The organism is Stenotrophomonas sp. Ps181 (assembly GCF_025697425.1).
Classification (GTDB): Bacteria; Pseudomonadota; Gammaproteobacteria; order Xanthomonadales; family Xanthomonadaceae; genus Stenotrophomonas; species Stenotrophomonas sepilia.
Window position 1 is genome coordinate 110,049 of the sequence record NZ_JAHWBI010000002.1, and the last position, 25,557, is coordinate 135,605.

Annotated in this window: 23 protein-coding genes, 1 tRNA gene and 1 pseudogene; 8 read left to right on the forward strand and 17 right to left on the reverse strand. The window is 67.7% G+C overall.

The window, feature by feature from the left end; genetic code table 11:
- Positions 1-89: 89 nt before the first annotated feature.
- The 4 genes from KXV01_RS04085 to KXV01_RS04100 all read right to left on the reverse strand — a co-directional run bounded on the left by KXV01_RS04085 (position 90) and on the right by KXV01_RS04100 (position 4,560).
- A complete protein-coding gene (locus KXV01_RS04085) occupies positions 90-1,310 on the reverse strand; it encodes an RtcB family protein (protein WP_111190464.1) in 1,221 nt (406 codons plus the stop codon).
- A 56-nt stretch (positions 1,311-1,366) separates the two neighbouring features.
- On the reverse strand, positions 1,367-2,491 hold the full coding sequence (locus KXV01_RS04090; protein WP_263467516.1) for a slipin family protein: 1,125 nt from the start codon (positions 2,489-2,491) through the stop codon (positions 1,367-1,369).
- Between the two features lie 357 nt (positions 2,492-2,848).
- A tRNA-Thr gene (locus KXV01_RS04095) sits at positions 2,849-2,919 on the reverse strand.
- A gap of 684 nt (positions 2,920-3,603) precedes the next feature.
- Positions 3,604-4,560, reverse strand: coding sequence for an aldo/keto reductase (locus tag KXV01_RS04100; protein WP_263467517.1), 957 nt, complete (start codon positions 4,558-4,560; stop codon positions 3,604-3,606).
- Between the two features lie 169 nt (positions 4,561-4,729).
- Here KXV01_RS04100 and KXV01_RS04105 point away from each other — a divergent pair, with 169 nt between their 5' ends.
- Both KXV01_RS04105 and KXV01_RS04110 read left to right on the forward strand, forming a co-directional pair.
- Positions 4,730-5,587: a methyltransferase gene (locus tag KXV01_RS04105; protein WP_263467518.1), complete on the forward strand. Its 858-nt coding sequence runs from the start codon at positions 4,730-4,732 to the stop codon at positions 5,585-5,587.
- Positions 5,588-5,709: 122 nt separating this feature from the next.
- A complete protein-coding gene (locus KXV01_RS04110; RefSeq protein ID WP_049413220.1) occupies positions 5,710-6,249 on the forward strand; it encodes a pseudouridine synthase in 540 nt (179 codons plus the stop codon).
- A 91-nt stretch (positions 6,250-6,340) separates the two neighbouring features.
- Here the strand turns inward: KXV01_RS04110 and KXV01_RS04115 are convergent, their stop codons facing one another.
- On the reverse strand, positions 6,341-6,730 hold the full coding sequence (locus KXV01_RS04115; RefSeq protein ID WP_019661686.1) for a hypothetical protein: 390 nt from the start codon (positions 6,728-6,730) through the stop codon (positions 6,341-6,343).
- A gap of 200 nt (positions 6,731-6,930) precedes the next feature.
- Positions 6,931-9,435 (reverse strand): ATP-dependent helicase HrpB, encoded by a 2,505-nt coding sequence (gene hrpB / locus KXV01_RS04120; RefSeq protein WP_263467519.1) that lies wholly within the window; start codon positions 9,433-9,435, stop codon positions 6,931-6,933.
- Positions 9,436-9,502: 67 nt separating this feature from the next.
- On the opposite strand from hrpB, the gene KXV01_RS04125 reads away from it, so the two are divergent.
- A complete protein-coding gene (locus KXV01_RS04125) occupies positions 9,503-10,300 on the forward strand; it encodes a TatD family hydrolase (protein WP_263467520.1) in 798 nt (265 codons plus the stop codon).
- A gap of 55 nt (positions 10,301-10,355) precedes the next feature.
- Here KXV01_RS04125 and KXV01_RS04130 read toward each other — a convergent pair whose 3' ends face one another.
- The 4 genes from KXV01_RS04130 to KXV01_RS04145 form a co-directional block, all read right to left on the reverse strand.
- The gene (locus tag KXV01_RS04130; protein ID WP_049413222.1) at positions 10,356-11,240 is read right to left on the reverse strand and encodes an NAD-dependent epimerase/dehydratase family protein; all 885 of its coding nucleotides are present in this window, start codon (positions 11,238-11,240) and stop codon (positions 10,356-10,358) included.
- Entirely contained in the window at positions 11,237-12,175 is a 939-nt protein-coding gene (panE, locus tag KXV01_RS04135) for a 2-dehydropantoate 2-reductase (RefSeq protein WP_111190467.1), read from the reverse strand. The genes KXV01_RS04130 and panE overlap by 4 nt, the downstream gene beginning before the upstream one ends.
- Before the next feature lie 159 nt (positions 12,176-12,334).
- Complete coding sequence (locus tag KXV01_RS04140) at positions 12,335-13,126, reverse strand: ABC transporter permease (RefSeq protein ID WP_005411568.1); 792 nt, start codon at positions 13,124-13,126, stop codon at positions 12,335-12,337.
- Entirely contained in the window at positions 13,123-14,091 is a 969-nt protein-coding gene (locus KXV01_RS04145; protein ID WP_049413227.1) for an ABC transporter ATP-binding protein, read from the reverse strand. The genes KXV01_RS04140 and KXV01_RS04145 overlap by 4 nt, the downstream gene beginning before the upstream one ends.
- A gap of 84 nt (positions 14,092-14,175) precedes the next feature.
- Here KXV01_RS04145 and KXV01_RS04150 point away from each other — a divergent pair, with 84 nt between their 5' ends.
- Positions 14,176-14,925, forward strand: coding sequence for a ferredoxin--NADP reductase (locus tag KXV01_RS04150; RefSeq protein WP_080352897.1), 750 nt, complete (start codon positions 14,176-14,178; stop codon positions 14,923-14,925).
- Positions 14,926-15,053: 128 nt separating this feature from the next.
- On the opposite strand, the pseudogene KXV01_RS04155 reads toward KXV01_RS04150, so the two are convergent.
- From KXV01_RS04155 to KXV01_RS04165, 3 genes and pseudogenes are all read right to left on the reverse strand, one after another.
- A pseudogene (locus tag KXV01_RS04155) lies at positions 15,054-15,808 on the reverse strand (lytic polysaccharide monooxygenase); the annotation flags it as partial.
- A gap of 219 nt (positions 15,809-16,027) precedes the next feature.
- On the reverse strand, positions 16,028-17,197 hold the full coding sequence (locus tag KXV01_RS04160; RefSeq protein ID WP_263467521.1) for a lytic polysaccharide monooxygenase: 1,170 nt from the start codon (positions 17,195-17,197) through the stop codon (positions 16,028-16,030).
- A gap of 233 nt (positions 17,198-17,430) precedes the next feature.
- Entirely contained in the window at positions 17,431-17,916 is a 486-nt protein-coding gene (locus KXV01_RS04165; protein ID WP_111096724.1) for a DUF1203 domain-containing protein, read from the reverse strand.
- 296 nt (positions 17,917-18,212) lie between these two features.
- Here KXV01_RS04165 and KXV01_RS04170 point away from each other — a divergent pair, with 296 nt between their 5' ends.
- Genes KXV01_RS04170 through KXV01_RS04180 form a run of 3 tightly spaced genes read left to right on the forward strand, consistent with a single transcriptional unit; the run spans position 18,213 to position 21,663 of the window.
- Positions 18,213-19,739 carry an alpha/beta hydrolase gene (locus KXV01_RS04170; protein ID WP_111096723.1) on the forward strand — a complete coding sequence of 509 codons (1,527 nt, stop codon included), beginning with the start codon at positions 18,213-18,215 and terminating at the stop codon, positions 19,737-19,739.
- Positions 19,736-20,482, forward strand: a complete 747-nt coding sequence (locus tag KXV01_RS04175) for an ATP-binding cassette domain-containing protein (RefSeq protein WP_049414411.1) — start codon at positions 19,736-19,738, stop codon at positions 20,480-20,482. The genes KXV01_RS04170 and KXV01_RS04175 overlap by 4 nt, the downstream gene beginning before the upstream one ends.
- Complete coding sequence (locus KXV01_RS04180) at positions 20,479-21,663, forward strand: ABC transporter permease (RefSeq protein WP_049414410.1); 1,185 nt, start codon at positions 20,479-20,481, stop codon at positions 21,661-21,663. Before KXV01_RS04175 ends, KXV01_RS04180 begins: the two co-directional genes overlap by 4 nt.
- 22 nt (positions 21,664-21,685) lie before the next feature.
- Here the strand turns inward: KXV01_RS04180 and KXV01_RS04185 are convergent, their stop codons facing one another.
- Together KXV01_RS04185 and KXV01_RS04190 are read right to left on the reverse strand one after the other, a co-directional pair.
- Complete coding sequence (locus KXV01_RS04185; RefSeq protein ID WP_049439403.1) at positions 21,686-22,396, reverse strand: transposase; 711 nt, start codon at positions 22,394-22,396, stop codon at positions 21,686-21,688.
- 99 nt (positions 22,397-22,495) lie between these two features.
- Positions 22,496-23,293, reverse strand: coding sequence for a helix-turn-helix transcriptional regulator (locus KXV01_RS04190; RefSeq protein WP_262256502.1), 798 nt, complete (start codon positions 23,291-23,293; stop codon positions 22,496-22,498).
- Between the two features lie 78 nt (positions 23,294-23,371).
- Here KXV01_RS04190 and KXV01_RS04195 point away from each other — a divergent pair, with 78 nt between their 5' ends.
- Entirely contained in the window at positions 23,372-23,626 is a 255-nt protein-coding gene (locus tag KXV01_RS04195) for a hypothetical protein (protein WP_049414407.1), read from the forward strand.
- A gap of 82 nt (positions 23,627-23,708) precedes the next feature.
- On the opposite strand, the gene KXV01_RS04200 is transcribed toward KXV01_RS04195, so the two are convergent.
- Both KXV01_RS04200 and KXV01_RS04205 read right to left on the reverse strand, forming a co-directional pair.
- Positions 23,709-24,722 (reverse strand): energy transducer TonB, encoded by a 1,014-nt coding sequence (locus KXV01_RS04200; RefSeq protein WP_049414406.1) that lies wholly within the window; start codon positions 24,720-24,722, stop codon positions 23,709-23,711.
- A 200-nt stretch (positions 24,723-24,922) separates the two neighbouring features.
- A complete protein-coding gene (locus tag KXV01_RS04205) occupies positions 24,923-25,543 on the reverse strand; it encodes a TIGR00645 family protein (protein WP_049414405.1) in 621 nt (206 codons plus the stop codon).
- Positions 25,544-25,557 lie beyond the last annotated feature (14 nt).

Sequence of the window (25,557 nt, forward strand, 5' to 3'; positions counted from 1 at the left end):
CGGGGTCAGATCCCTTTCGCAGAAAGGGATCTGACCCCCGACGCGACGTGCTGCTCTGGTAGAGGCCGGCCTTGGCCGGCACCGCTCCGTTACCCCTTCACGCACAACACCTGGCGCAGGGTGTGCACCACGTCGACCAGGTCCAGCTGCGCGGCCATCACATCGTCGATCGACTTGTACGCGGCCGGTGACTCGTCCAGCACGCCGCTGTCCTTGCGGCATTCCACGTGCGCGGTGGCCTCGCGATGCTGGGCCAGCGTGATCTGCTGGCGCGCGGCGCCACGGCTCATCACCCGGCCGGCACCGTGGCTGCAGCTGTGGAAGCTGTCCGCGTTGCCCTTGCCACGCACGATGTAGCTGCGCGTGCCCATGCTGCCGGGAATGATGCCCAGCTCACCCTCGCGGGCGCTGACGGCCCCCTTCCGGGTCACCAGCAGCTCCTGCCCGTGGTGCGCTTCCTTCTGTACGTAGTTGTGGTGGCAGTTCACCGCCATTGCCGCCAGCTGGAACTTCGGCAGCCGGTGGCGCATCTCGGCCAGCACGCGCGACATCATCGCCTCGCGGTTCTGCCGGGCGTAGTCCTGCGCCCACGACACGGCTTCGACGTAGTCATCGAACAGCGGCTCGCCTTCCATGAAGAACGCCAGGTCCTTGTCCGGCAAGTGGAAGCCCAGCACACGCCGGGCCAGTTCCTCGCGCGCCTTCTCGATGAAGTAGGTACCGATCAGGTTGCCGGTGCCGCGCGACCCGCTGTGCAGCATCACCCAGACCGTGTCGGTCTCGTCCAGGCACAGTTCGATGAAGTGGTTGCCGCCACCCAGCGTCCCCAGCTGGCGGTCGAGCTTGTCGGTGCGGATCCGGCGGTGCCTGTCCTTGATCTTCTCCAGGCCGGCGGCCAGCCCGGACTGCACCAGCCGGGTATGGATGCTGTCGGGCATGCGCTGATGTTCGCCGCCGCGCCCATTGCCGACCGGGATGCTGCGCTCGATGCTGTTGCGCAGCTGCCGGAGGTCGTCGGGCAGGTCATTGGCGCGCAGCGTGGTGCGCACCGCCGCCATGCCGCAGCCGATGTCGACGCCGACCGCGGCCGGGATGATCGCACCGCGGGTCGGGATCACCGAGCCCACGGTCGCGCCCTTGCCCAGGTGCACGTCCGGCATCACGGCCACCCACGGCCCGACGAACGGGATCGCGGCGATGTTGCGCAGCTGCTCATGCGCCTGCGCTTCCAGCGGCACACCGTTGACCCAGCCCTTGATCGGCGTGGTGCCCTCGGCATGCAGCCATTGATAGTTGTGTTGAGTGTCCATGTCTTCGTGTTTGTCCTTGATGGGCCGGCGGCGCGTCCCTGCACCGCCGCTACCCCCTACCTGATCGTCACCAGCTGCTTCAGCACGCCATCCAGGCCGCCAAACACGGTGAGCGTGTCGATCTTCTCGGTGACCTTCTCCAGTGCCTCCAGCTCCTTCAAGCGCATCAGCACCGGGTTGTCCTCGATCAGCTTTGCGGTGTTGAGCTGCGAACGCGTGGCGTTGGCCTCCTCGCGGCGACGGATCACGCTGGCCTGGGCCTGCTTCTCGGCCAGCACCACGCCGTTGAGGATCTCCTTCATCTCGCCCGGCAGGATCACGTCCTTGATGCCCACGCCAAGCAGACGTACACCGTGGCCCTCGATCGCGGCCTGCACATGGGCGGCGATCTCACCGTCCAGTGCTGCCTTGTCACCCAGCAGCTCGTCCAGGCTGCGCGCGGCAATCGCCTGGCGCAGGCCGAACTGCAGCTGCCGGTAGACGAACTCATCGGCATTGCTGAGCGTGCGGTGTGCACGCACCGGGTCGACCACCTGCACGGTCGCGGCCAGGTTCACCCGCAGGGTCACCTTGTCGCGGCTGAGCAGCTCCTGGCCGGATACGTCCAGCGACCGCGCGCGCAGCTCCACACGCTCCACCGACACGTTGCCGTTGAAGTTCCAGAACGCGTGCAGGCCGGCGTCCAGCGTCTGCCGTAGCGTGCCATCGATGAACAGCAGGCCCACCGACTCGCTCGGCACGCTGCTGATCACCGCCACACGCGGCAGCACGCCCAGCTGGCCCAGGCGCTGCTGCACGTCCGCCGGAATGCGCGGCTCGTCACCCAGCGCCATCACGCGCACCTGGGTGTCGACCGAACCGCGCCAGTACAGGCGACGGCTGCCCGGCGGCAGCACTTCATCGATGCGGCCATTGCGCAGCAACAGGCCGACCTCGCCGGCACCGACGTTGGCCAGCACGAAGTGCGTGTCCAGCTGTGCGCCCAGCGCTTCGATCAGGCTGTCCTGGTCGCTGCCGGTATAGGCCGCGCCCTTCGATGCAGTGTGGATGTCCACCTGCGGGCGGCCGCCGAACGGCGACAGGCGGTGCACGCCCGGCAGCAGGATCTGCTGGAAACGACGGTTGCGATACACCAGGCCGCGCTCGCCGTCGCCGATCACGACCTTGATGGTCCAGAACATGGGAGTCTCTCCTTGTATGGCTCTGGTGGTTCGACCCATTGCGGATGAATCGCCATGACCCGGGTCGATCAGGTCGTGGCGAGGTCGCCTGCACACCACGTGCAGGCAGCGGAAGAGGGCGGCCATCGGCGGATGGTCCGCGCGCGGAGCCTGCGGTGCGTCATCACCCTTGCGGCCATCGCTGCCGGCAGACAGCACCGGAGCAGCGTGGGGCAGGTAGTGGTGACAGGCCGAGGCCCGGCGTGCGGTCCGTTGCCTTCCACGCCCCCGCCCGAAGGCAGTGACCGTGGACGGCGACGATGGCCGCTGGGGCTTGCGCCCCGGGTGTTGCTTCAAGTCATGACGTGACAGGTCATGTGGTTGGAGTGGGAGTCGAACCCACGACAGACGGATTACGGATCCGTTGCTCTACCCTACTGAGCTATCCAGTGGTGAACCGCGCGGAATCGAACCGCGTGCCGGCGAACCGGCGCCTGCCTCCAGCAGGCGATCCAGGCGATGGCATGTCCGCGACCTCCGGCATACGCCACGGCAACGCCGCGCGCACCAGCCCGTGGTTGAAACGGGACCGTTGGAGAATCGAGGGTGCAGGCCACCGACATTATCGGCGAGCGATAATGTTTGGGTGCGATGCAGATAATGTCCAGGCGTTGCCGATCGCGCGAAGTAAATCCTTCGGCGGGGCGGGAGAAACCTGGGTCAGTGAGCGGCGGGTTGCCGCGCGGGGTGCAGTTCTGGCATCGCGGGTCCTTGTGCCGACGCAAACGAAAACGCCCCCGGGACTTGTGTTCCGAGGGCGTCGTCAGGCCTCGGAGATCGGGGTGGCCGATCTCCGCAGGGCGGGTATCAGGCCGTTGTCAGCTGGGCTTCCTTGCCGAACGCGCGCGCCAGCACGTCCATGCGCAGGCATGGCAGCAGTTTGGCGATGGCGACGGAATGCGCGTTCAAGGGAAGTTTCCAGTGGTTGCTGAAACGAGGTGCGCACGATAAACCACGATTTAGTCGCGCGCAACCATTTTGTTCAATTATTTTCTTCTTTACCGCGCGATGCCGGCCAGCGACCGGCACTACCTGACTGTGTCATGCCGGCCAGCGGCCGGCACTACCGGGTCTCAGGCTTCGGCGCTGGCGGCGTCAAGTTGCGCGATGTCCTGCACGCTCAGCGACAGGTTGGCCGCTGCCAGCAGGTCGTGCAGCTGCTCGACACTGGTGGCGCTGACGATCGGTGCGGTGACCGACGGCCGCGCGATCTGCCATGCCAGTGCGATCTGTGCAGCGCTTGCGCTGTGCTCGCTGGCCACGTCGTCCAGCGCCTGCAGGATGCGCAGGCCGCGCGGGTTCAGGTAGCGCTTCACCACGGTCTCGCCACGTGCCGGGCTCTTGGCTGCATCGGCCGGCGTGCGGTACTTGCCGCTGAGGAAGCCGCTGGCCAGCGCGTAGTAGCCGATCACGCCGATCTGCTCGCGCTGCACCAGCGGTTCCAGTTCCTTTTCGTAGCCGGCGCGGTCATACAGGTTGTACTCCGGCTGCAGGGTTTCGTAACGCGGCAACTTGTAGTCGGTGGACACCTTCAGCGCATCGGCCAGGCGCGTGGCGCTGTAGTTGGAGGCACCGATCGCTCGTACCTTGCCGGCCTCGATCAGGCGGCCGAATGCGGCCAGGGTCGCTTCCAGCGGCGTCGCCTCGTCATCCTCGTGGGCCTGGTACAGATCGATCACGTCGGTCTGCAGCCGGCGCAGCGAATCCTCGACCGCTGCATTGATGTTGTCCGGGGTCAGGCCAGGGCGCTCGGCCCACTTGGCCACCTTGGTCGCCAGCACCACCTTGTCGCGCTTGCCGCTGCGGGCAAACCACCTGCCGATCAGTGTTTCCGATTCGCCGCCGGCATTGCCCGGCACCCAGGCCGAGTACACATCGGCGGTGTCGACCAGATTGAAACCGGCGTCAACGAAGGCATCGAGCAGGGCGAAGCTGGCCTTCTCATCGGCGCTCCAGCCGAACACGTTGCCACCGAAGGCGAGCGGACGTACATGCAGGCCGGAACGGCCCAGTTCGCGGGTTGCCGTCATGGGCACGGACTCCTTGGGGGAAGTGTTCCAGAATAGAACGCGATGTGTGACCGTGCTGCGGCGACGACCACAAAACAGTGTTCCGCGACGCGCACGCCGCTAACGTTTTGTGAACACCTGGGACGCTGCGACTGCTAGTCTCGCCGCATCTTCCACTGGAGTCGTCCCGATGATGCCTGCTTCGTCCCTGCGTGGTTGCCGCCTGCTGCTTGCTTCGGCCCTGCTTGCTGCTGTTCCTGCGTTCGCCGCACCGGCCACGGTGGCGCCGGCGAAGATCCAGGTGTCACCGGCCATCGACGCGGCGGTGAAGGCACCCACCCGCGATGCCAACAACGTCAAGCGCGACGGCTTCCGCCACCCGGCGCAGACGCTGTCGTTCTTCAAGGTGACGCCGGAAAAGACCGTCATCGAGATCACGCCCGGCAACGGCTGGTATTCGGAGATCCTGGCGCCGCTGCTGCATGACAAGGGCCACTATGTGGCTGCCGTGGTCGATCCGATGGCGGTGCCTGAGGGTCGCGGCCGTGACTACCAGCAGCGCAGCCGCGACAGCCTGGAAAAAAAGTACGCCGGTGCACCCGCGCAGTTCGGCAAGACTGCCGTGGTCGCCTACGATCCGGCCAAGCCGGTGTTCGGCCCGGCCAATTCAGCCGATGTGGTGCTGACCTTCCGCAACGTGCACAACTGGCGCAAGGCCGGCCAGGCGCAGGGCATGTTCCAGGGCTTCTTCAACGTGCTCAAGCCGGGCGGCGTGCTGGGCGTGGTCGAACATCGCGCCAAGGCCGATGTGGCCGATGACGATGACACCGGCTATGTCGGCCAGCAGCAGGTGATCGCGATGGCCAAAGCCGCCGGCTTCAGGCTGGATGCGCGCAGCGAGGTCAACGCCAACCCGCGCGACACCAAGGACCACCCCAACGGCGTGTGGACGCTGCCGCCGACCAACCAGCACGACAAGGCCGATGATGCGAAGTACCAGGCGATCGGCGAAAGCGACCGCATGACCCTGCGCTTCATCAAGCCGTAAGGGCACGTCGCATGCCGTGCGCGCGTTGACGTTGTGGAGCCGGGCCCTTGCTCGGCTCCACAGGGACGTGGTGCGTGGCGCGGCGTGGGACAATGCCCCACCCGCCGACTGCCGTGCCCGCAATGCTGATCGCCTTCAACAAGCCCTTCAACGTGCTCTGCCAGTTCACCGACCGCAGCGTGCCGCCGCGGCCGACCCTGGCGGGATTCGGTCTGCCGCCGCGGGTGTATGCCGCCGGTCGGCTCGACCATGACAGTGAGGGCCTGCTGCTGCTGACCGACAATGGCACGCTGGCGCACAAGCTGACCGACCCCAGGCACAAGGCCGACAAGACCTACTGGGTGCAGGTGGAAGGCACGCCCGGTGACGAGCAGTTGCAGCGGCTGCGCGACGGCGTCGAGCTGAACGACGGTCCGACCCTGCCGGCGAAGATCGAACGCCTCGATCCGGCGCCGGCGTTGTGGTTGCGCGATCCTCCGGTACGTTTCCGCAAGACCGTGCCCGACAGTTGGCTGGCGATCACGATCCGCGAGGGCCGCAACCGCCAGGTGCGGCGGATGACCGCGGCGGTGAACCTGCCGACGCTGCGGCTGGTCCGCGTGTCGATGGGCCCCTACCGGCTGGACGACCTGCAGCCGGGGCAGTGGCGGCAGATCGGCTGAAACAGAAAAGGCCGGATACCCTACGGTATCCGGCCGCTCATAGCGGGCTGATGGGCTCAGATCCTGCGGATGGGAGCCGACCCCGGCAGACTCAGGCGTCGCTGCCGATATCGCTGTGCTCGTCCACCACGGTGTCGTTGCGGCGGTCACGCGCATTGATGCGCTGTGCCTGGCCATTCACCACGTGGCCGTTGGCGGCCTTCTTCTTCTGCTGCTTGCGGTACAGCGCGTAGCCGAGCAGGCCGACACCGACGGCAGCGGCGGCAATGGTCACCGCCGGGTTGCGCCGGGCGAACTTGGTGGCCACCTTGCCACCGGTCTTGACGGCGCCCAGCGCCGCGCCGGTCTTGATCCAGTCACTGGCCTGCGGCCCGAGGTGGCGCAGGCTGCCACCGGCACTCTTCAGGCCGTCGCCGGCGCTGTGGGCCAGGTCCAGGGCGCGCTCCAGAGCGCGGTCGGTGATTACGGTCAGCTTGCTCATGCGGGGGTCCTTTGCCTCGGGTCGAAGTCCAGTGTCGCGCGTTGCCCGTAAACGGTATGTCAGTCAGGGACGCACGTGGTGTGACTCTATCGCAGCCATTCAGGATCAGGCAGGGTCCCAAACCGGTAGTGCCGGCCGCTGGCCGGCAATGCTCTCTGCCTGGTGCCAGGGGGCTGCCGGCCAACGGCGGGCACTACCCGTCAGGTTCCACGCGGCTTGGCACGGTGCGTGGCTGTGGCGGTCCACGGATCGTCCGGCCACGGATGGCGCGGGTAACGGCCCTTCATTTCCTTCTTCACTTCGGCGTAGGTGTTTTCCCAGAAGTTGCGCAGGTCCTGGGTGACCTGCAGCGGACGGCCGCCGGGGGAGAGCAGGTGCAGGGTCAGCGGCACGCGGCCATCGGCGATGCGCGGCGTGTCGGCCAGGCCGAACAGTTCCTGCAGCTTCACCGCCAGCACTGGCGGCAGCGGGTCGCCAGTCTCGCTGTCCAGCGCATAGGTGATCGGCCGCTCCAGCCCGGACGGCACAGTGATGCGGGTCGGTGCATGACGCTCGACCAGCTGCCGTTGTGACCACTCCAAGGGCGACTTCAACGCTTCGCCGAAGCTGGATTCATCCAGCGCATCCAGTCGCGTCCTGCCGGCGAACGCGGGCTGCAGCCACTGTGCACGGTTGGCCAGCAGGGCCGCATCGCTGCAGTCGGGTAGATCCAGTTCCGGCATCCAGCGTCGAAGCGATTCGACACGGGCCTGCCACTGGCGCAGGCCTTCGGTCCACGGCAAGGCCTGCAGGCCGAGTTCGGCTACCGCATCGGTCAGCGCCTGCGCGGCATGCTGCGGATCGACCCGCCCGGCCGAGCGGCTGTCGAACACGATGCGGTCGAAACGGGTCTCGCGCAGCGCCACCAGGGCGCGGCGTTCGCTGTCCCAACGCACTACGTCTTCGGTGACGAAGCGCTCCGGCCACGCCTTGCGCAGAGCACTTTCATCCACCGGTGCGGCACGTAGCAACAACGCATCGCGCGCTTCGAAGCGCAGTTCGCTGGCCACCAGCCAGGGCTCGCCGCGCAGGTCGCTCAGTTCGTGCAGGCGCGCGCTGCGGCCATTGGCCAGCAGGTAGCGCAGGGGATCGCTGGGATGCTGGAAACCGATCCGGTCGGGGAAAGCGTGTGCGAGCAGGTCACCGAGTTCGTGCGCCTCGATGCTGGACGGCGGCGCGGTCTCGCAGCGCAGGCGTCGTCGCCACTGCTTGGCGGCAGCATCGATGGCGGCCAGCCCGCTGCGATTGGCGTCCACCGGCGCGCGGCCGTTACGGAACGCGGCCAGTGCGCGCCAGCGGGCCGCCAGCGCGTCGCCGCCCTGGCGCAGCGGATCGCGCGCTTCCAACAGCGCGGCCAGATCGGCGGCAAGCGCCTGCGCGCGGGCATCGGGCGCTGCCAGCAGCATCGCCGCCATCCGTGGATGCGTGCCCAGCGCCAGTACGCGGCGGCCGAGTGCGGTGATCGCGCCACTGCTGGACAGCGCGCCCAGCCGCTGCAGCAGTTCGCGCGCGGCGCCCATCGGGCCGGCAGGTGGCGGATCGAGGAAGCGCAGGTCGCTGCTGCCCCAGGCTGCCAGTTCCAGTGCCAGTCCGGCCAGTTCCACCTGGTCGATCTCGGCGCGGCGCTGCGGTTCCAGCCTCTGCGACTGTGGCCACAGCCGCCAGGCCACGCCCTCGGCGACGCGGCCGGCGCGGCCGGCGCGCTGGTCGGCCGATGCCTGCGCGATGGCCACCACATCCAGCCGGGTGAAACCACTGTTGGGGTCGTAGCGCGGTTCGCGTGCCTGGCCGCTGTCGATCACCACGCGCACGCCGGGCAACGTCACCGACGACTCGGCGACGTTGGTGGCCAGCACCACGCGACGGCGGCCATCGCTGGCCACCTGAAGTACGCGCGCCTGTTGTTCCACCGGCAGCTCACCGTGCAGGGCCAGGACCTCGACATCGCCATTGAGCGATTCCTGCAGGCCAGCCTGCACCCGCGCGATCTCGCGCTGGCCGGGCAGGAACACCAGCAGGTCACCGGGGTGCTCGACCAGGGCCTGCTGCACCGCGCGGCGCACCTGCAGCTCGAGTGCTTCATCGCGGCGCGCGGGGAAGTGGCTGATCGCCACCGGGTAACTGCGGCCCTCGCTGCTCAGCCGCGGTGCATCGAGGAAGCGCGCCAGCCGCTCCCCGTCCAGCGTGGCCGACATCACCACCAGGCGCAGGTCGTCACGCAGCTGCGCCTGCACGTCCAGCGCCAGCGCCAGCCCGAGGTCGCCACTGAGATGGCGTTCGTGGAACTCGTCGAACAGGATTGCCCCGACCTCTTCCAGCATCGGGTCGTCCTGCAGCATGCGGGTCAGGATGCCTTCGGTGACGACCTCGATGCGCGTGCGCGCCGAAACCTTGTTTTCGAAGCGGATGCGGTAGCCGACCGTGCCACCGACCTCCTCGCCCAGCTGCCGCGCCATGAACAGCGCGGCGCTGCGGGCGGCGACCCGGCGTGGTTCCAGCAGGATGATCTTGCGGCGCTGCAGCCACGGTGCGTCGAGCAGTGCCAGTGGCACCTGGGTGGTCTTGCCGGCACCGGGCGGGGCCTCCAGCACCAGTCGCGACTGTGTGGCCAGGTGTTGCTGGATCTGCGGCAACAGCGGGGAAATCGGGAAGAGCGGGGCGGTCATGTGCAAAGGATAAGGGGGCACGGCGGGCGCAGGTACAATGCGCGGGTACTTTTCCCCCGCGATGACCATGCACCTGATCGATATCGGCGCCAACCTGACCCACGACTCCTTCGACCGCGACCGCGATGCCGTGCTGGACCGCGCGCGGCAGGCCGGCGTGGTGCAGATGGTCATCACCGGCGCCAGCCGCGAGCATTCGCCGTTGGCGGTGCAGCTGGCCCAGCAGCACCCCGGTTCCCTGTACGCCACCGCCGGCGTGCACCCGCACCACGCGGTGGAATACACCGAGGAATGCGATGCCGAGATGCGCGCGCTGCACGCCCATCCGGAAGTGGTGGCGGTGGGAGAGTGCGGGCTGGACTACTTCCGTGACTTCTCACCGCGCCCGGCCCAGCACCGTGCGTTCGAGCGCCAGCTGCAGCTGGCCGCGGACAATGGCAAGCCGCTGTTCCTGCACCAGCGTGATGCGCATGCCGACTTCATGGCACAGATGAAGAATTTCGAAGGTCGCATCGGCCCGGCGGTGGTGCATTGCTTCACCGGCGAACGCGATGAGCTGTTCGATTACCTGGATCAGGACTGGTACATCGGTATCACCGGTTGGCTTTGCGACGAACGCCGTGGCGCGCACCTGCGCGAACTGGTGAAGAACATCCCGGCCAACCGCCTGATGATCGAGACCGACGCGCCGTACCTGCTGCCGCGCACGCTGAAGCCGATGCCGAAGGACCGGCGCAACGAGCCGATGTTCCTGTCGCACATCGTGGAAGAGCTGGCACGTGACCGTGGCGAGGACGTTGCAGTGACTGCGGCCAATGCCACGGCGGCCGCCCGCGCGTTCTTCCGCCTGCCCGACGCGGGTTGATGGTAGTGCCGGCCGCTGGCCGGCAATCAACCATGGTGCCGGCCAGCGGCCGGCACTACCGGAGCAGGTCGCGCAGGCCCTCACGGTAGCTGGGGAAGCGCGGCTGCCACGCCAGCGCTTCACGCGTGCCACGGCTGTCGATGCGCTTGTTGCTCTCGTAGAAGCGGCGTAGCGTCGGGCTGAGTGCAGGGTCGTCCCATGCCACGGCAGGTGGCATCGCAAACCCGCCCAGCTTCGCGGCGAAGGCCAGCACGTCCTGCGGCGGTGCAGGCTCGTCGTCGCTGGGCAGGTACATCCCCTGCGCTACCGGTCGCTGCATCGCCGCGATGATCACCGCGGCCAGATCCTGCACGTGCAGCCGGTTGAACACCTGGCCCGGGCGAACCACGTGGCGTGCACGCCCCTGCGCCAACTGCACCAGCGCATTGCGACCCGGCCCGTACAGGCCGGGCAGGCGGAACACCGCTGAGGCGATGCCACGTTGTCCGGCCAGTGCACGCCACTGTGCTTCCGCGAGCAGGCGCTGCACGCCAGCCGTTTCAGTGGCGTCGGCCGCACTGCGCTCGTCGATCCAACCGCCGGCGCGGTCGGCATACACCGAGGTCGACGACAGATAGCCGACCCAGCGCAATGCCGGGCTGGCCTGCAGCGCGGGCAGCAGCAGGCGCAGTGCCGGGTCCCCTTCAGCATCCGGCGGCACGCTGCACAGCACGGCATCGGCCTGCGCGATCTCTTCGAGCAGGGCAGGTGACGGTGCGGTGTCAGCTCGAAGCGGGTGTCGCAGCAGGCCATCGTGCGGTGCCGCAGACGGGTCGCGCACCGTGCCGGACACGGCTACGCCCCGCGCCTGCAGCTGCGCGGCCAGCACGCGTCCGCTCCAGCCCAGCCCGAGAATCAGTACCCGCGCGGGCAACGGGCTGGCCTGCAATGCGGGAGTCACGCGACCCGCAGTGCCTGGTAGGCCTGCAGGCTGCTGTAGGCAACCTGCAGCAGCAGGGCCTCCTGATCGGCCGTTCGCGCACGCGCCAGCATGTCGCCGACAATCTGTTCGGCCTCCACCTGCTGGCCGGCCTCCAGATCGCGCAGCATCGAGGCCTTCAGCGACGAGCCGGCCTGGGTCAGCGTGCCGCGCGCGGTGTCCTGCGCTGCCTCCGGAACCGGTTCACCGGCGGCTTCGGCGACGGCCAGGCACTCGTCGTAAAGGCCACGTACGATCGCCTCGCCATCGTCGGTGGCGACGATGGTGCCGATATCCGCGCGCAGCAGGCAGGTGGCCGCGGCCAGCGCGGTCAGGAAGGTGTACTTGATCCACTGTTCCTGGCCGATGCGTTCGCTGGCCAGGTGGTCAAGGTTGGCCTTCGCGCAGACCGCAGCGAAGGCGCGCACGCGCGCGGAGATCGCGCCGCCGTCGCGCTCGCCGAAGGTGAGCTTGGCCGGCTTGCCCAGATGCAGCACCGCGCCATCGGGCGCCTTGGTGGCGCTGATGAAGCACAGGCCGCCGAGTACCGCGTCGCGGCCAAAGCGCAGATCCAGTGTGTTGTAGTGGTGCAGGCCATTGAGGATCGGCAGCACGGTGGTGTTCGCGCCGACTGCCGGGGCGATGGCATCGATCGAACTGTCCAGGTCGTAGGCCTTGCAGCTGAGGATGATCAGGTCGAAGGGCTTCTGCGCGGCCAGTGCGGGCAGTGCATCAGCAGTGACGTGCTGAACCGGGAAGCGCGCATCACCCAGTGGGCTGCGGATGACCAGGCCATCATGGTCCAGCTGCGCGGCGCGCGCGGGGCGCACGAGGAAGGTCACGTCCGCGCCGGCCTGGGCCAGGCGGCCACCGAAGTAACCGCCGGTACCGCCGGCGCCGAGGATCAGGATGCGCATTGCACGTTCACCGTTTTCTGGGGGAATCAGAACTGCGATTGTGCCGGAGATTGCAGGCAAAAAAAGAGCCGAGCATAGGCTCGGCTCTACAGGCTGCTGCATTCACGCATGGCGTGGATCCAGTGTCGCCGGCCAGCGGCCGGCACTACCACGCAGGTCTCAGCTGCGCATGCCCACGCCACGGCGCAGCAGCCACAGCGCCAGCGCCGTCAGCACCACCACGAAACCGATCATCAGGCCGTAGGCTACCGGCAGCGGCACATCGCTGCTGCCCAGCAGGCCATAGCGGAACGCGTTGACCATGTAGAAGATCGGGTTCGCGTGCGTGGCCGCTTCGGCCCAGCCCGGCAGCAGCTTCACCGAATAGAACACGCCACCCAGGTAGGTCAGCGGGGTCAGGATGAAGGTCGGCACGATCGCCACGTCATCGAACTTCTTGGCGTACACCGCGTTGATGAAGCCGGCCAGCGAGAAGATCGTCGCGCCCAGGATCACCGTGGTCAGCATCACCAGCGGGTGCGGGATGCGCACCGGGGTGAAGAACATCGCGATGATCAGCACGATCACGCCCACCATCAGGCCGCGCAGCACCGCGCCGGCCACATAGCCCCACAGGATCACCCAGTTCGGCATCGGGCTGACCAGCAGTTCTTCGACGTGGCGGCCGAACTTGGCACCGAAGAACGAGGAACTGATGTTGCCGTAGCTGTTCTGGATCACGCTCATCATCACCAGGCCCGGCACGATGAACTGCATGTAGGTGTAGCCACCCATGTCACCCACGCGCGACCCGATCAGGTTGCCGAAGATCAGGAAGTACAGGGTCATGGTGATCGCCGGCGGCACCAGGGTCTGGCCCCAGATGCGCATGATGCGGGCGACTTCGCGGCGCACGATGGTCATCAGCGCGATGCGGTTGCGCTGGCCGTCGGTCAGCTCGGTGGTGCTCATGCGGGCTTCTCCATGTTGCCGGTGAGGCGCACGAACAGCTCCTCCAGGCGGTTGCTCTTGGTACGCATCGAACGCACGCGGATACCGGACTCATTGAGCGTGGCGAACACGCGGTTGAGGTCCATCGCGCGTGGCATGTCGATGTCCAGCGTGTGCGGGTCCGGCGCGGTCAGCGTCGCGCCCTCGATCACCGGCAGCTGCGCCGGCAGGTCACCGTCGATGTCCAGCAGGAAGCCTTCCACGTCCAGCTTGGCCAGCAGGGTGCGCATCGGCCCCTGCTCGACGATCTGGCCATGGTTGATGATCGCCAGGTGGCGGCACAGGTACTCGGCCTCTTCCAGGTAGTGGGTGGTGAGGATGATCGTGGTGCCGGCACCGTTGATCTCCTTCAGCACGCGCCACATGTCGCGGCGGATCTCGATGTCCACGCCGGCGGTGGGTTCGTCCAGGATCAGCAGCCGCGGGCGGGTCATCATCGCGCGGGCGATCATCAGCCGGCGCTTCATGCCGCCGGACAGCGTGCGGCTCATCACCTGCGCCTTTTCCCACAGGTGTGCGCGCTTCAGCTCTTCCTCGGCGCGCTTTTCGGCTTCCTCGCGTGGCACGCCGTAGAAGCCGGCGTAGTTCACCAGGATGTCGAAGGGCTTCTCGAACAGGTTGAAGTTGATTTCCTGCGGCACCAGCCCGATCAGGCGCATGGTGGCGCTGCGGTTGCGCACCAGGTCGCTGCCGAACACCTCCACCTGGCCCTCGCTGAGGTTGACCAGGGAGCTGATGATGCCGATCAGGGTCGACTTGCCGGCCCCGTTGGGGCCGAGCAGGGCGAAGAAGTCGCCCGGGGCCACTTCCAGGGAAACGCCCTTCAGGGCCTGGGTGCCGTTGTCATAGGTCTTGCGCAGGTCGCGCACGCGCAGGGCGGGCGCCGTATCGTTCTGGGATGCCAAGCTCGAAGCCTTCGCGCCCATGGGCTGGCGCTGGAGAGGGGCGGGGAGGGGCTATTATAGAAGACCCCGAGGGCTTGCCCCGGCTACACACTGTCCCGAAAAGTCGTGCCTGTTCAATTCCCCCTCAAGCTGGTCGGCTGCCGCATGCTGGCCCCGACCGTCGGCCACTACCAGTTCGTGCGTGACGATGGGCAGCCGCTGGATTTCCAGCCCGGCCAGTTCATCCAGGTCCATTTCAGCTACGCCGACGGCACCGAAACCAAGCGCAGCTACTCGCTAGCGACCATCCACGACCATGCGCTGGGCCCGGGCGAGGCGGTGGATATCGCGGTCAGTTTCGTGCCTGGTGGCGCTGCCACGGCCCTGTTCGAGGCACTGGAGCAGGGCAGCCAGATCAGTGCGTCCGGCCCCTATGGCCGGTTCTGCCTGAATCCCGGTGACCACAACGCCCGTTACCTGCTGATCGCCACCGGTACCGGCGTTACCCCGTACCGTTCCATGCTGCCGCTGCTGGAAAAGGCCATGGCCGAACGCGGTGTGCAGATCGTGCTGCTGCAGGGCGCGCGCAGCCCCGGCGAGCTGCTGTACAGCGAGGACTTCTACAGCTTCGCCGAAAAGCATCCGAACTTCCGTTATGTTCCGTGCCTGTCGCGCGAACTGCCGGCCGAACCGCACCCGGACGTACAGCACGGCTACGTGCAGCAGGCGCTGGCCGGCTTCACGCCGGACCCGGCCACCGACATCGCCTACCTGTGCGGCAACCCGGACATGGTCGATGCCTGCGCCGAGCTGCTGAAGGCCGCCGGCCTGGGCAACCCGCAGATCCGCCGCGAGAAGTACGTCAGCAGCAAATAGGCCTGGGTGGTGCCGGCCGCTGGCCGGCAACCGCACGAACCCGGTAGTGCCGGCCGCTGGCCGGCAATCGCACTGGCCGGCAACCCTGGAAACCGGAGGCGACCCCACGCCGCCCCCGGTGCCCGGCCTCAGCACGCGATCCAGGCATCACGCCAGGCAGAGCCGGTGCCCGCGCGATAGGCGTCGGCATTGATGTTGCACCACGCACCGTCCGGGAACGGGCGGCAGGCATACGGCTTGCCGTCGGTGCCCTTTACCACGGTCTCGCCCGGCGTGTAGCTGCCGAGGCCGGTCGGATACACGAAGTCGAAATCGCCACCCGGCGGATCGACCGGATCGACCGGGCCCGGAATCCGGGTTTCCAGTTCAAAGCGGTTGCCCGGTTTCAGGTACACGCGGTTCTCGATGGCGGACGCCACCGGCGTGATCACACCATTCTTCATCACACCGATGCGGGCGTGCTGGCCGCAGCCCTTGACCTTGCGGGCCAGCACCATCGGCCACTGCGCCGGAGCGGTCTGGCCGGCGGCCAGAGTCACTTCCGGGCGCTCCAGATCGTTGCCGTTGGCATTGAACACGCGCAGGGTCAGCGTGGTGCCTGTCTCCAGCGCACCGCGGGCGGTGACTGGACCGGCATCCTGCCACTGCGGCGGCGGCGCTTGGGCAGAGGGCAATCCAGCTTGTAGGTCTTGCCATCCACCGGCACGTTGCCCAGGGTGCAGAACTCCTGCAGGTCGGCCCAGTGCAGCGGGCTGCCCGGCTGCCGGCCCTCACGGGTGACATAGAACTTCCACTCGCGGGTGGCATGCGGGGCCGGGGCATGGAACTCGAAGGTGTATCGGCCGCGCGCGTCGGCGCGGATCGGCGTGGTCGGCCAGTCCGTCAACGACGGACAGTGCGAGGACTGCCTGATGGGACAGGTGCATGCAGAGATTCCCTTGCGAGGTGTGGGGAAACCCCATGGAGTCTTCACATGCAGACAGGCCGGAAATACCGGACAAGTTTGATTTCAGTGGCTGTCGTGCCTGATCTGCAGCACGCTGCTCAAAGCACTGCGGCCCAGGCAGAAGGCGGCGCGATCCGCACCGCCTTCTACAACGGGTCAGTAGGGCACCCAAGCATCGCGCCATGCACTGCCCACACCGGGGCGATATGCCTCGGCATTGACGTTGCACCACGCACCTTCCGGGAACGGGCGGCACGCGTACAGCTTGCCGTCGGCACCCTTCACCACGGTCTGGCCGGGGATGTAGCTGCCAATGCCCGCAGGGTACACGTGGTCGAAATCACCGCCCGGCGACGGCGTGCCCGTGTCGGGCACCTGGGTATCGAGCTGGAAGCGGTTGCCGTCCTTCAGGTACACCCGGTTGTCGGTGGCCGAGGCGGCCGGCGTGATCACGCCATCGGCAAGCACGCCCACGCGCGCGTGCTGGGCACTGGCATTGACCTTGCGGGCGAGTGCCAGCGGCCACTGTGCGGGGGCGGTCTGGCCGCTGGCCAGCGTGGCTTCCACGCGTTCGACATCGTTGCCGTTGGCATTGAACACGCGCAGCGCCAACGTGGTGCCGACCGGCAGCTCGCCGCGCGCGGTGACCGGGCCGGCGTCCTGCCATTGCGGTGCCGGTGCGGTCCCTCCGCCGCCCTGGAAGCGCACGTCCATGCAGGTATAGAACGCCTCGGTCGAATCCGAGCGCTGCCAGGTGTTGTAGATCACATGCTGGCCGGTGCGCTGCGGCAACGTGCATTGCAGCTTGTAGGTGCCATCGGCCGACAACGGTGTATTGCCCAGCGTGCAGAACTCCTGCAGGTCGGCCCAGCGCAGCGGGCTGCCCGGCTGCCAGCCTTCGCGGGTGACGAAGAAGCGCCAGTCACGGGTGGCGTGCGGCGCGGTCGCCTTGAACACGAAGGTGAACCTGCCATTGGCATCGGGCTGGATCGGCGTGGTCTGCCAGTCACTGCGGTTCACGTCCAAGCCGCGGAAGGTCGGGTTGTTGCCGCTGCACAGCTTGCCGTCGGGTACCACGGCCTGGTGGTTGCCGTTGGCATTGGCCTGGTTGATGCCGTTCCAGTCGTAGAACGCCTGCGAACCGCCGATGGCCTTGGCCGCGGCACAGGCCGGGTTGGTCGGGTTCTCGGGGTTGCCCTGGAAACAGGCGTAGACGCGGCTGACCGGCGTGGTCATGGTGCCGTGGGCGAACGCGTTGCCGGCCAGGCACAGGCCCGCAGCAACGAACGAGGTGGCCAGCAGCAGCGGTGTGGATCGGAATGACATGGCGCATCCTTGTGGTCGTCGAAAGGGAACGGTGACCGCAGGAGCTGCGCTGCGCGGCGGACTTCCGGCGGCACCACGGCGAGTATCGAGTCGCGATGCAGGCGACGGAACCATCGAAGTGCCGATCCGTGACTGCGCATGTGAAGCCCTTCCCGCAGGCTTCACGCAGGGCTGAACGGATGCGCTGGATGTCACGTGATCGGCGTGGCATCGATCACGTCATGGAGATCACGCTACGCAGTCTCGGTACCCACCCGATCTGCCTGGCACGAGAAACAGCCATGCGCCGCGTTGTGCAGCTGGACGAACGCCACCGACGGGTCGGCAAACAGTGCATCCAGATGGCCGGCCACCTCGGTGCCCGCACAGACCTGGGCACCGTACATCAGCGCGGTGTGGTCATAGGCACGCATCGAAATCATCCGGCGCTGCACATACGGGGGCACCTCGCCCGGCGGCAGGACGCAACGGCTCACGCCGCGCTGCACGAAGATCGGGCCGGCGGCGTGATACGGCGAATGCAGCGGCAGGTGGACGTGGGACAGCAGGAGCAGCTCGCTGCCAGGCGCGGGATCGCTCAGGCTGATCCGGCAGGGATGTCCGCCGTTGGCGCCGGCCCAGCGACGCTGGATGCCGAGCGCGGCGAGCGCACTGTCGCTCATCTCGAACAGGTGCAGGAAGGGGCGATGGTCGATGCCACTGAGGTACCACGTGTGCATGGGCGTCTCCTGGGTCTGCGGCGGATTCTGCGCGTGCGCCGGCGGCAGTGCTCGCCGTTTTCAGACCCCGCATCGCCGTCGGGCCGGGGCACTGGCCCATGGGGCGTTGCGGGCCGCCGCCGATGCCGCCCTGTGCCGGCCCAGGCCGAGGGGCGGGACCGCCTGGTCTGCGCGCCGTTGGCGGCGGATTCGTCATTGCCCATCGCCGTCGGCACGCTGCCCGTGTAAGTTGGGTCACATCTTCCGCGGCAGCCCGTCGTGGTCGACAGGAACGTCCTCCAGGGGAAACGAGCACGATGCAAAGACACCACCTCGCGCTGGCCGGGATGCTGGCCAGCCTGATGCTTGCCGGGTGCAGCCAGCCGGCGCCGGCCGACGCCGGAAGCGCCAGCGATGCACCCAGCCGCCGCTTCGGCACGATCGACTTCCAGCCCTGCACGCTGTCCACCGAAGGCGCCAGCGCCAACGTGGAGGCGCAGTGCGCCACCCTGCAGGTGCCGGAGGACCGGGCCCAGCCCGATGGCCGCCGGATCGGCCTGCGCATTGCCTGGCTGGAATCGGGCAGCAGCGGCGCCAGCCAGCCCGACCCGGTGTTCTTCCTGGCCGGCGGCCCCGGCCAGGCGGCCAGCGAGGTGGCGGTCATCGTCGATACTGCACTGCGCCAGGTGCGCAAGCAGCGCGACGTGTTCCTGATCGACCAGCGCGGCACCGGCGGCTCCAACCCGCTCAGCTGCCTGGGCGCGGACGGCAAGCCGCTGCAGTTGGACGAGGAAGCCGCGCCTTCCGAGGCATCGCTGCGCGACTACGCCCAGCGCTGTGCCGCATCGCTGCAGGGGCGTGCCGATGCGCGCTTCTACACCACCACCGAGGCGATCGCCGATCTGGATGCGGTGCGTGCGGCGCTCGGTGTGGACCAGCTCAACCTGGTTGGCGGCTCCTACGGTACCCGCGTGGCCCAGCGCTATGCCGGGGCCTACCCGCAGCACACCCGCAGCATCGTCATCGATGGCGTGGTACCGAACGAGCTGGTGGTCGGTGGCGACTTCGCAACCACCTTCGAGGATGCGATCGCCCTGCAGTCGGCGCAGTGCCGCAAGGATGCCGCGTGCAGCAAGCGTTTCCCGACCGATACCCGCGCGCAGCTGCGCAGCGTGGTCGACACCCTGCGCCGTGCACCGGTCTCGGTCGAGTATCGCGACCCGGGTACCAACGCACCCCGGCAGGATGTCCTGACGCCGGACAGCGTGGTCGGCCTTGCCTTCGCCTTCTCCTACGTGCCGCAGTATTCCTCGCTGCTGCCACTGGTGCTGGATGAAGCCGCACACGGGCGCTATGCCCCGTTGGCATCGCTGGCGCGCGGCGCGAACCGCAGCATGGATTTCCAGATCAACCGCGGCATGCAGTGGTCGGTGATCTGCAGCGAGGATGCGCCGCGCTACCACGCGCCGGCCGAGGATCCCGAGCGGCTGTTCGGCAACGAGGTGGCCAGTGCGTTCTTCGCGGCCTGCCCGGCGTGGCCGCACCGTCCGGCGCCGGCAACCGATGCCGTGCCGCTGCGCAGCGACGTGCCGGCACTGCTGCTGTCCGGTGAGCTGGACCCGGTGACGCCACCGCGCTACGCCGCACAGGTGCTCAAGGGCCTGCCCAACGGCCGTGCGCTGGTCGCCCGTGGCCAGGGCCATGGCACGTTGACCGCCGGCTGCATGCCGCGCCTGCTCGGACAGTTCATCGACAAGACCGATGCCAAGGCGCTGGATGCCGGCTGCCTGGACACGCTGAGCTACGTGCCGGCGTTCACCTCGTTCAACGGATGGGAACCATGATCGTCGCCGACAACCTGCACAAGGCCTTCGACACCCGCACGGGCCGCATCCAGGCGGTCGCCAACGTCGGCTTCCGCGCCCGGGATGGGCAGATCACCGGCCTGCTCGGCCCCAACGGTGCCGGCAAGACCACCACCATGCGCATGCTCTACACACTGATGACGCCCGACCAGGGCAGCATCACTGTCGATGGCATCGATGCGGCGCGCAATCCGGTGGAGGTACGTCGCCACCTCGGCGTGCTGCCCGATGCGCGTGGCGTCTACAAGCGCCTGACCGCGCGCGAGAACATCGCCTACTTCGGCGAACTGCACGGCCTGTCGGCCGAGCGCATCCGCGAACGCATCGAGGTGTTGTCGCACGCGCTGGACATGGGTGACATCCTCGACCGGCAGACCGATGGCTTCTCGCAGGGCCAGCGCACCAAGACCGCGATTGCCCGCGCGCTGGTGCACGACCCGCGCAACGTCATCCTGGATGAACCGACCAATGGCCTGGACGTGATGACCACGCGCGCACTGCGCCGCTTCCTGCTGGGCCTGCGCGAAGAGGGGCGCTGCGTGATTCTGTCCAGCCACATCATGCAGGAGGTGGGGGCGTTGTGTGACCACATCGTGATCATCGCCAAGGGCACGGTGATGGCTGCCGGCAGCGCCGACGAGCTGCGTGCGCAGGCCGGCGAAGCCAACCTGGAAGATGCGTTCGTGAAACTGATCGGCAGCGAAGAGGGCCTGCACGCATGAGCATGATGTCGACCCTGATGACGGTGATGCGCAAGGAACTGCGCGACCTGTCGCGTGACCGCCGCACGCTGCTGCTGACCCTGCTGTTCGGGCCGCTGCTGTACCCGGTGCTGCTGCTGGGCATGGGCAAGCTGGCCGAGAGCCGGGTGCGTACCCAGATCGAAGAGCCGTTGCAGATCCCGACCATCGGCGCCGAGAACGCGCCGAACCTGGTGCGCTTCCTCGCCGCGCAGGGCCTCAATGCCGCACCGGCACCGAAGGACCTGGCCGAGGCCATCCGCACCCAGGACATCGATGTGGCGCTGCGCATCAGCGATGACTTCGGCAGGGACTGGGCCGAGGGCAAGCCGGCGCTGGTGGAGGTGATCAAGGACAGCACGCGTCGCGCGGCCGAAGTACCCAGTGCACGCCTGGAGGCGGCGCTGGCCACTTACAACGGCCAGGTCGGTGCCTTGCGCCTGATGGCACGCGGCATCGACGCGCAGGTGGCACGCCCGCTGGACGTGGCGCGCCAGGACCTGGCCAGTGCCGAGGCCAAGCGCGGCATGATCCTGTCGATGCTGCTGCCGGTACTGCTGACGCTGACCTCCTTCATCGGTGGCGCCTACCTGGTCATGGATGCCACCGCCGGCGAGCGCGAGCGGCAGTCGCTGGAGCCACTGCTGGCCACGCCGGGCTCGCGCAGCGCGATCGTCAGCGGCAAGATCGCCGCCGCCTGCGTGGTCGGTTTCGTGTCGCTGCTGCTGACCCTGGTCGCGTTCAAGGTGAGCGCGCAGATCGCGCCCGGCAACATCGGCCGCCAGTTCAACATGAACGTCGGCTCGATGCTGCAGATGCTGCTGGTGATGCTGCCGATGCTGCTGATCGGCACCTCGCTGCTGACCTTCCTGTCGGCCGCGGCCAAGAGCATGAAGGAAGCGCAGAGCCACATGACCTGGCTGATGCTGCTGCCGATGCTGCCCGGCTACGCACTGGTGGCCTATCCGCTGAAGAGCGAGATGTGGCAGTACGCCGTGCCGTTCCTGTCGCAGAACCAGATGCTGCTGAAGGTGATCCGCCACGAGATCATCACCCCGGCAGTCTGGGCGATCTACCTCGGCGCCAGCCTCGGCCTGGCCGCCGTGCTGTGGTTCGCCGCCGTGCGCCGCTACCACAACGAGCGCCTGGCCATCTCTGGCTGACCCAAAAAGGGGACGGAGGGGATTAAGTCGTTTTTGCCTCTCCCGTCCCCTCCTTGCGCGGGCGTCCTCGTCCGCGCATCTCCACCGGGCGCCCCAACGTCTGCTCCACCATCCGCAGGAATGCATCGTTCCCCATCGGGCGTTGTCTGGCGCTGTGGTTGCGGATCGCGGGTACGTCGGCGGACGCATTCACATCGCGCAGGAATTCGGCATACAACGTCGCCCTTTTCAGACCGGTCGCTGCCAGTGCCTTGAACGCGGGATGTTGCGTCAACATCGGATCATCGCGTCGTTGAAGGTTGCCATGCACGCTGGACCATGGGTGATCTTCAGCGCTGACAGCAATTCCTGCACGGACGGGATTGCGTTCGATATAGCGGTATACGCTGAGAAGATACGCATCGCTGTCGATCATTGAGGAATGGAAGCGGCCCTGCCACAGAGGTCCACTGCGCCCGTGCCGCTGGTTGAAGGCCTGCACGTAGTTGTTGCCCTGCATGCGCATTGCACCAGCCAGACCCTGCTGTGTGGAGGGCGTGGCCAACAGGTGAACGTGGTTTCCCATCAGCACGTAGGCATGCAATGCGACGTGGTGCTTGAGGAATGCGCTGTGCAACAGATGCAGGAACAGTTGGCGGTCGATGTCGTCGACGAAGATCGCGCCCTTGTTCACACCGCGCTGGATCACGTGATAGGCCTGGCCTGCCAGCATCAGGCGCGCTTGTCGGGGCATCGGATCGGGAGACTGGACGGGATTTAAGCCTGTCATTGCGGCCGCGAAGCCGAACATCAGGCAACACCGCGATGCCGTGTCGGAAGAGTCAAAAGCGACTTAATTCCCTCCGTCCCCTTTTGCGTACCGCGCGGGCGTCACCCCCATCTCGCGCTTGAACACGGTGATGAACGCGCTCGGGGTGTCGTAGCCCATCGACAGGGCGACGTTGATCACCGGCTCGCCGGCCAGCAGGCGTGGCAGCGACAGCAGCACGCGCAGGCGCTGCCGCCAATGGCCCAGGGTCATGCCTGTTTCGGCCTGCCACCGGCGGGCGAGGCTGCGGCTGGACAGTCCGTTGGCGGCTGCCCACGCTTCGACGCTGCGCAGGTCGTCCGGCGACCGTGCCAGCGCCGCCGCGATCCGCCGCAGCCGTCGATCCTGCGGTTGTGGCAAGGCAAGCGGCAAAGGCGTGCTGGCGGCGATCTCATCGGCGATCACGCCGGCCAGGCGTACCTGCGCGGCGTCCAGCGCCTGATGTGGCCAACTCAGTGCGCGCATCATCGCGGCCTGCAACAGCACGTTCGGCTGGAAAATGCGCGGCACGGCGGGCAGGTCCAGACAGGCTTCGGCGTTGAAGTAGAGGCTCCAGCCATCGAATGCCTCTGCCCCTAGCAGGGCGTGGGGCAGCAAGGGCGGAATCCAGGCAACATGCCCCGCCGGCAGCAACCAGTGCAGATCGCCGGCCTCGATCCGCAGCAGGCCGTGGTGGGCACCCAGCAATTGGCCGCGCACGTGCTGGTGGCGTGCGGTGCGGCGCCGTCCCGGCACCCGCAGCTGGGAGGCCATGACGAGGGGATCGCCTTCGGCGTTCGCCAAAGCGGGGTCAATCAACGCGGGTGATGTCTGATCTGCCATATCCACTGGCAGTTATACGGCAGAAGTGCCGCTGGCTGGGCGGCACACTGGGCTCCCGATCCCACAGGAGCATCACCCATGCAGCCCCAGGACATCCTTCCCGACCATCAGAACGAGGTGCAGGTAGACGGTCTCACCGTGCGCAAGGGCAGCGTCGGCGCCTTCCTCGCCAGCGTCCGTGACTGGCAGGACCCCGCCAGCGATGACGCCACCCGCGCCACCGCCGAAGCCGACCTGCGTGCGCTGCTGCCGGGCCTGCATGCGCTGGGCCTGTTCCAGGTGCTGGCCGCGCGTGATCCGGCACTGCAACGCCTGATCGACAGCCTCTCCTGAAACGAACACGGCCCGGACATGCCGGGCCGTGTCGTCATTGCGGGGCGGAAACGACTTAATCCCCTCCGACCCCTTTTCGTGGTCAGCTGCCGCCCGGGGCGAACACCAGGGTGCGGCGGGTGGTGACCGGTGCGCTGACCGGCTCGAAGCGCCAGCGCTTGACCGCGTTCATGGCCTCGCGATCGAAGACGCGCGACGGCGTTGCGCGCAGCACACGGGCGTTGGTCACCGAGCCATCGGTGCCGACGGTGATTTCCACCAGCACTTCGCCGGAGGTGCCTGCACGCAGCGCCTCGGACGGATAGCGCGGCGCCGGGGTGCTGACCGGGCGCAGGTTCGGCGCCGCAGCGGCCGCCGGAGCTGCAGCCTGGCGTGCGGCGGTGGCCTGCTGGGCGGCAGCCTGCTGCTGCTTCTGCTCGGCTTCGCGGCGGGCCGCAGCCTGGCGCTCAGCTTCCTGGCGCTCGTTGTCGCGGCGGGCGGCGTCCTGCTGGGCCGCGATCTGCTTGGCCGCGTCGGCTTCCTTGGCACGCTGCTCGGCCAGGCGCTGCTGTTCGGTCTGCTGCTTGCTGCGGTCCTCGGCGTCCTTTTTCGCCTTCTCGGCTTCGGCCTCGGTGCGCTTGGCCGCGTTCTGAACGCCCTTGGCCAGGCCGTCCTTCAGGCGTGGCAGGGCCGGAGCGGACGCATCCACCTTCTCGATCAGCGCCACCAGGCGCTGCGCTTCGGTGTAGTCCTCGCGGCCCAGGTGCTGTTCGGCGGCGATCAGGGTGTACGGCAGCAGATCGGTCAGTGCGCTCTTCACCGAGGCGTCGTCCGGCGTCTTGTCGCGCAGGGCGAGGTAGTACTCGATGGCGTTGTCGCCGGCCGGCGCGTACATGCGGTTCTCGCGCAGGGCCTGGCTGGCTGACTCACGCAGCTGCTCGGTGCCCATCGACTGCACCTTGGCGGCGACCACCGGTGCGGCCGGTGCAGCAGCGCTGGGTGCGGCGGCCGGGGCCGGTGCAGCGGTTTCTTCCTTGCCCGAGCAGGCGGCCAGCGCCAGTGCCAGGGCAACCGGCAGCCACCGGCGCGCGGCGGTGATCGTTGAGACGTGCGACATCCTGCTCCCCTCTAGAAGACGACGTGACGTAAATCATTGATATGCATGGCCGGGACCTGCGGTCCGGGCGCGGCAGGGTGACGTTTCCCGACGCCACCGCCGGCAACGGCGAGGGTGCAATCTAGCATCCCGGCCACCGCCGCGTACAAGGGCAGTGGCCGGGATGAGCAACGGCGGCCGTGCCGTTGCCGGCGCCGTCCTCAGTGGTCGTGCGCCTTGTCGTGCGACTTGCTGTGGCCGTTGGACATCAGCTTGTCGGTCCAGGCGATGCCGATCGCCGACAGGATGAACACGCAGTGGATGATGGTCTGCCACAGCACGCCGTCCTGGGTCAGCATCGAGCAGCGGGCGACACCGATGTTGGCCGCGGCCACGCTCATCTGCTCCGGCGTGCACAGCGGAATACCGCCCAGCGCACCGCTGGCGATGAAGGTCTTCAGCAGGTGGATCGAGGAGATGCCGATGATCGCCATCGCCAGCTTCACCTTCAGCACGCTGGCATTGACGTGGCTCAGCCATTCCGGCTGGTCCGGGTGGCCTTCCAGGCGCAGGCGCGAGACGAAGGTTTCGTAGCCGCCGACGATCACCATCACCAGCAGGTTGGAGATCATCACCACGTCGATCAGGCCCAGCACGATCAGCATGATCTGCTGCTCCCCCATCGACACCGAATGCGAGATCAGGTGCCACAGTTCCTTGCCGAACAGGAACACGTAGACGCACTGGGCCACGATCAGGCCCAGGTACAGCGGCAGCTGCAGCCAGCGCGAGGCGAAGATCAGCGTGGACAACGGGGAGAGCGGCGGGCGGTTTGCACTCATGCGGGGGATGCTGC

Bases quoted from the DNA above. Each gene is read 5' to 3' on its own strand.
- KXV01_RS04085 (WP_111190464.1), bottom strand. From the start codon at position 1,310: ATGGACACTCAACACAACTATCAATGGCTGCATGCCGAGGGCACCACG.
- KXV01_RS04090 (WP_263467516.1), bottom strand. From the start codon at position 2,491: ATGTTCTGGACCATCAAGGTCGTGATCGGCGACGGCGAGCGCGGCCTG.
- KXV01_RS04100 (WP_263467517.1), bottom strand. From the start codon at position 4,560: ATGACGGCAACCCGCGAACTGGGCCGTTCCGGCCTGCATGTACGTCCG.
- KXV01_RS04105 (WP_263467518.1), top strand. From the start codon at position 4,730: ATGATGCCTGCTTCGTCCCTGCGTGGTTGCCGCCTGCTGCTTGCTTCG.
- KXV01_RS04110 (WP_049413220.1), top strand. From the start codon at position 5,710: ATGCTGATCGCCTTCAACAAGCCCTTCAACGTGCTCTGCCAGTTCACC.
- KXV01_RS04115 (WP_019661686.1), bottom strand. From the start codon at position 6,730: ATGAGCAAGCTGACCGTAATCACCGACCGCGCTCTGGAGCGCGCCCTG.
- hrpB (WP_263467519.1), bottom strand. From the start codon at position 9,435: ATGACCGCCCCGCTCTTCCCGATTTCCCCGCTGTTGCCGCAGATCCAG.
- KXV01_RS04125 (WP_263467520.1), top strand. From the start codon at position 9,503: ATGCACCTGATCGATATCGGCGCCAACCTGACCCACGACTCCTTCGAC.
- panE (WP_111190467.1), bottom strand. From the start codon at position 12,175: ATGCGCATCCTGATCCTCGGCGCCGGCGGTACCGGCGGTTACTTCGGT.
- KXV01_RS04140 (WP_005411568.1), bottom strand. From the start codon at position 13,126: ATGAGCACCACCGAGCTGACCGACGGCCAGCGCAACCGCATCGCGCTG.
- KXV01_RS04145 (WP_049413227.1), bottom strand. From the start codon at position 14,091: ATGGGCGCGAAGGCTTCGAGCTTGGCATCCCAGAACGATACGGCGCCC.
- KXV01_RS04160 (WP_263467521.1), bottom strand. From the start codon at position 17,197: ATGTCATTCCGATCCACACCGCTGCTGCTGGCCACCTCGTTCGTTGCT.
- KXV01_RS04165 (WP_111096724.1), bottom strand. From the start codon at position 17,916: ATGCACACGTGGTACCTCAGTGGCATCGACCATCGCCCCTTCCTGCAC.
- KXV01_RS04170 (WP_111096723.1), top strand. From the start codon at position 18,213: ATGCAAAGACACCACCTCGCGCTGGCCGGGATGCTGGCCAGCCTGATG.
- KXV01_RS04175 (WP_049414411.1), top strand. From the start codon at position 19,736: ATGATCGTCGCCGACAACCTGCACAAGGCCTTCGACACCCGCACGGGC.
- KXV01_RS04180 (WP_049414410.1), top strand. From the start codon at position 20,479: ATGAGCATGATGTCGACCCTGATGACGGTGATGCGCAAGGAACTGCGC.
- KXV01_RS04185 (WP_049439403.1), bottom strand. From the start codon at position 22,396: ATGCCCCGACAAGCGCGCCTGATGCTGGCAGGCCAGGCCTATCACGTG.
- KXV01_RS04190 (WP_262256502.1), bottom strand. From the start codon at position 23,293: ATGGCAGATCAGACATCACCCGCGTTGATTGACCCCGCTTTGGCGAAC.
- KXV01_RS04195 (WP_049414407.1), top strand. From the start codon at position 23,372: ATGCAGCCCCAGGACATCCTTCCCGACCATCAGAACGAGGTGCAGGTA.
- KXV01_RS04200 (WP_049414406.1), bottom strand. From the start codon at position 24,722: ATGTCGCACGTCTCAACGATCACCGCCGCGCGCCGGTGGCTGCCGGTT.
- KXV01_RS04205 (WP_049414405.1), bottom strand. From the start codon at position 25,543: ATGAGTGCAAACCGCCCGCCGCTCTCCCCGTTGTCCACGCTGATCTTC.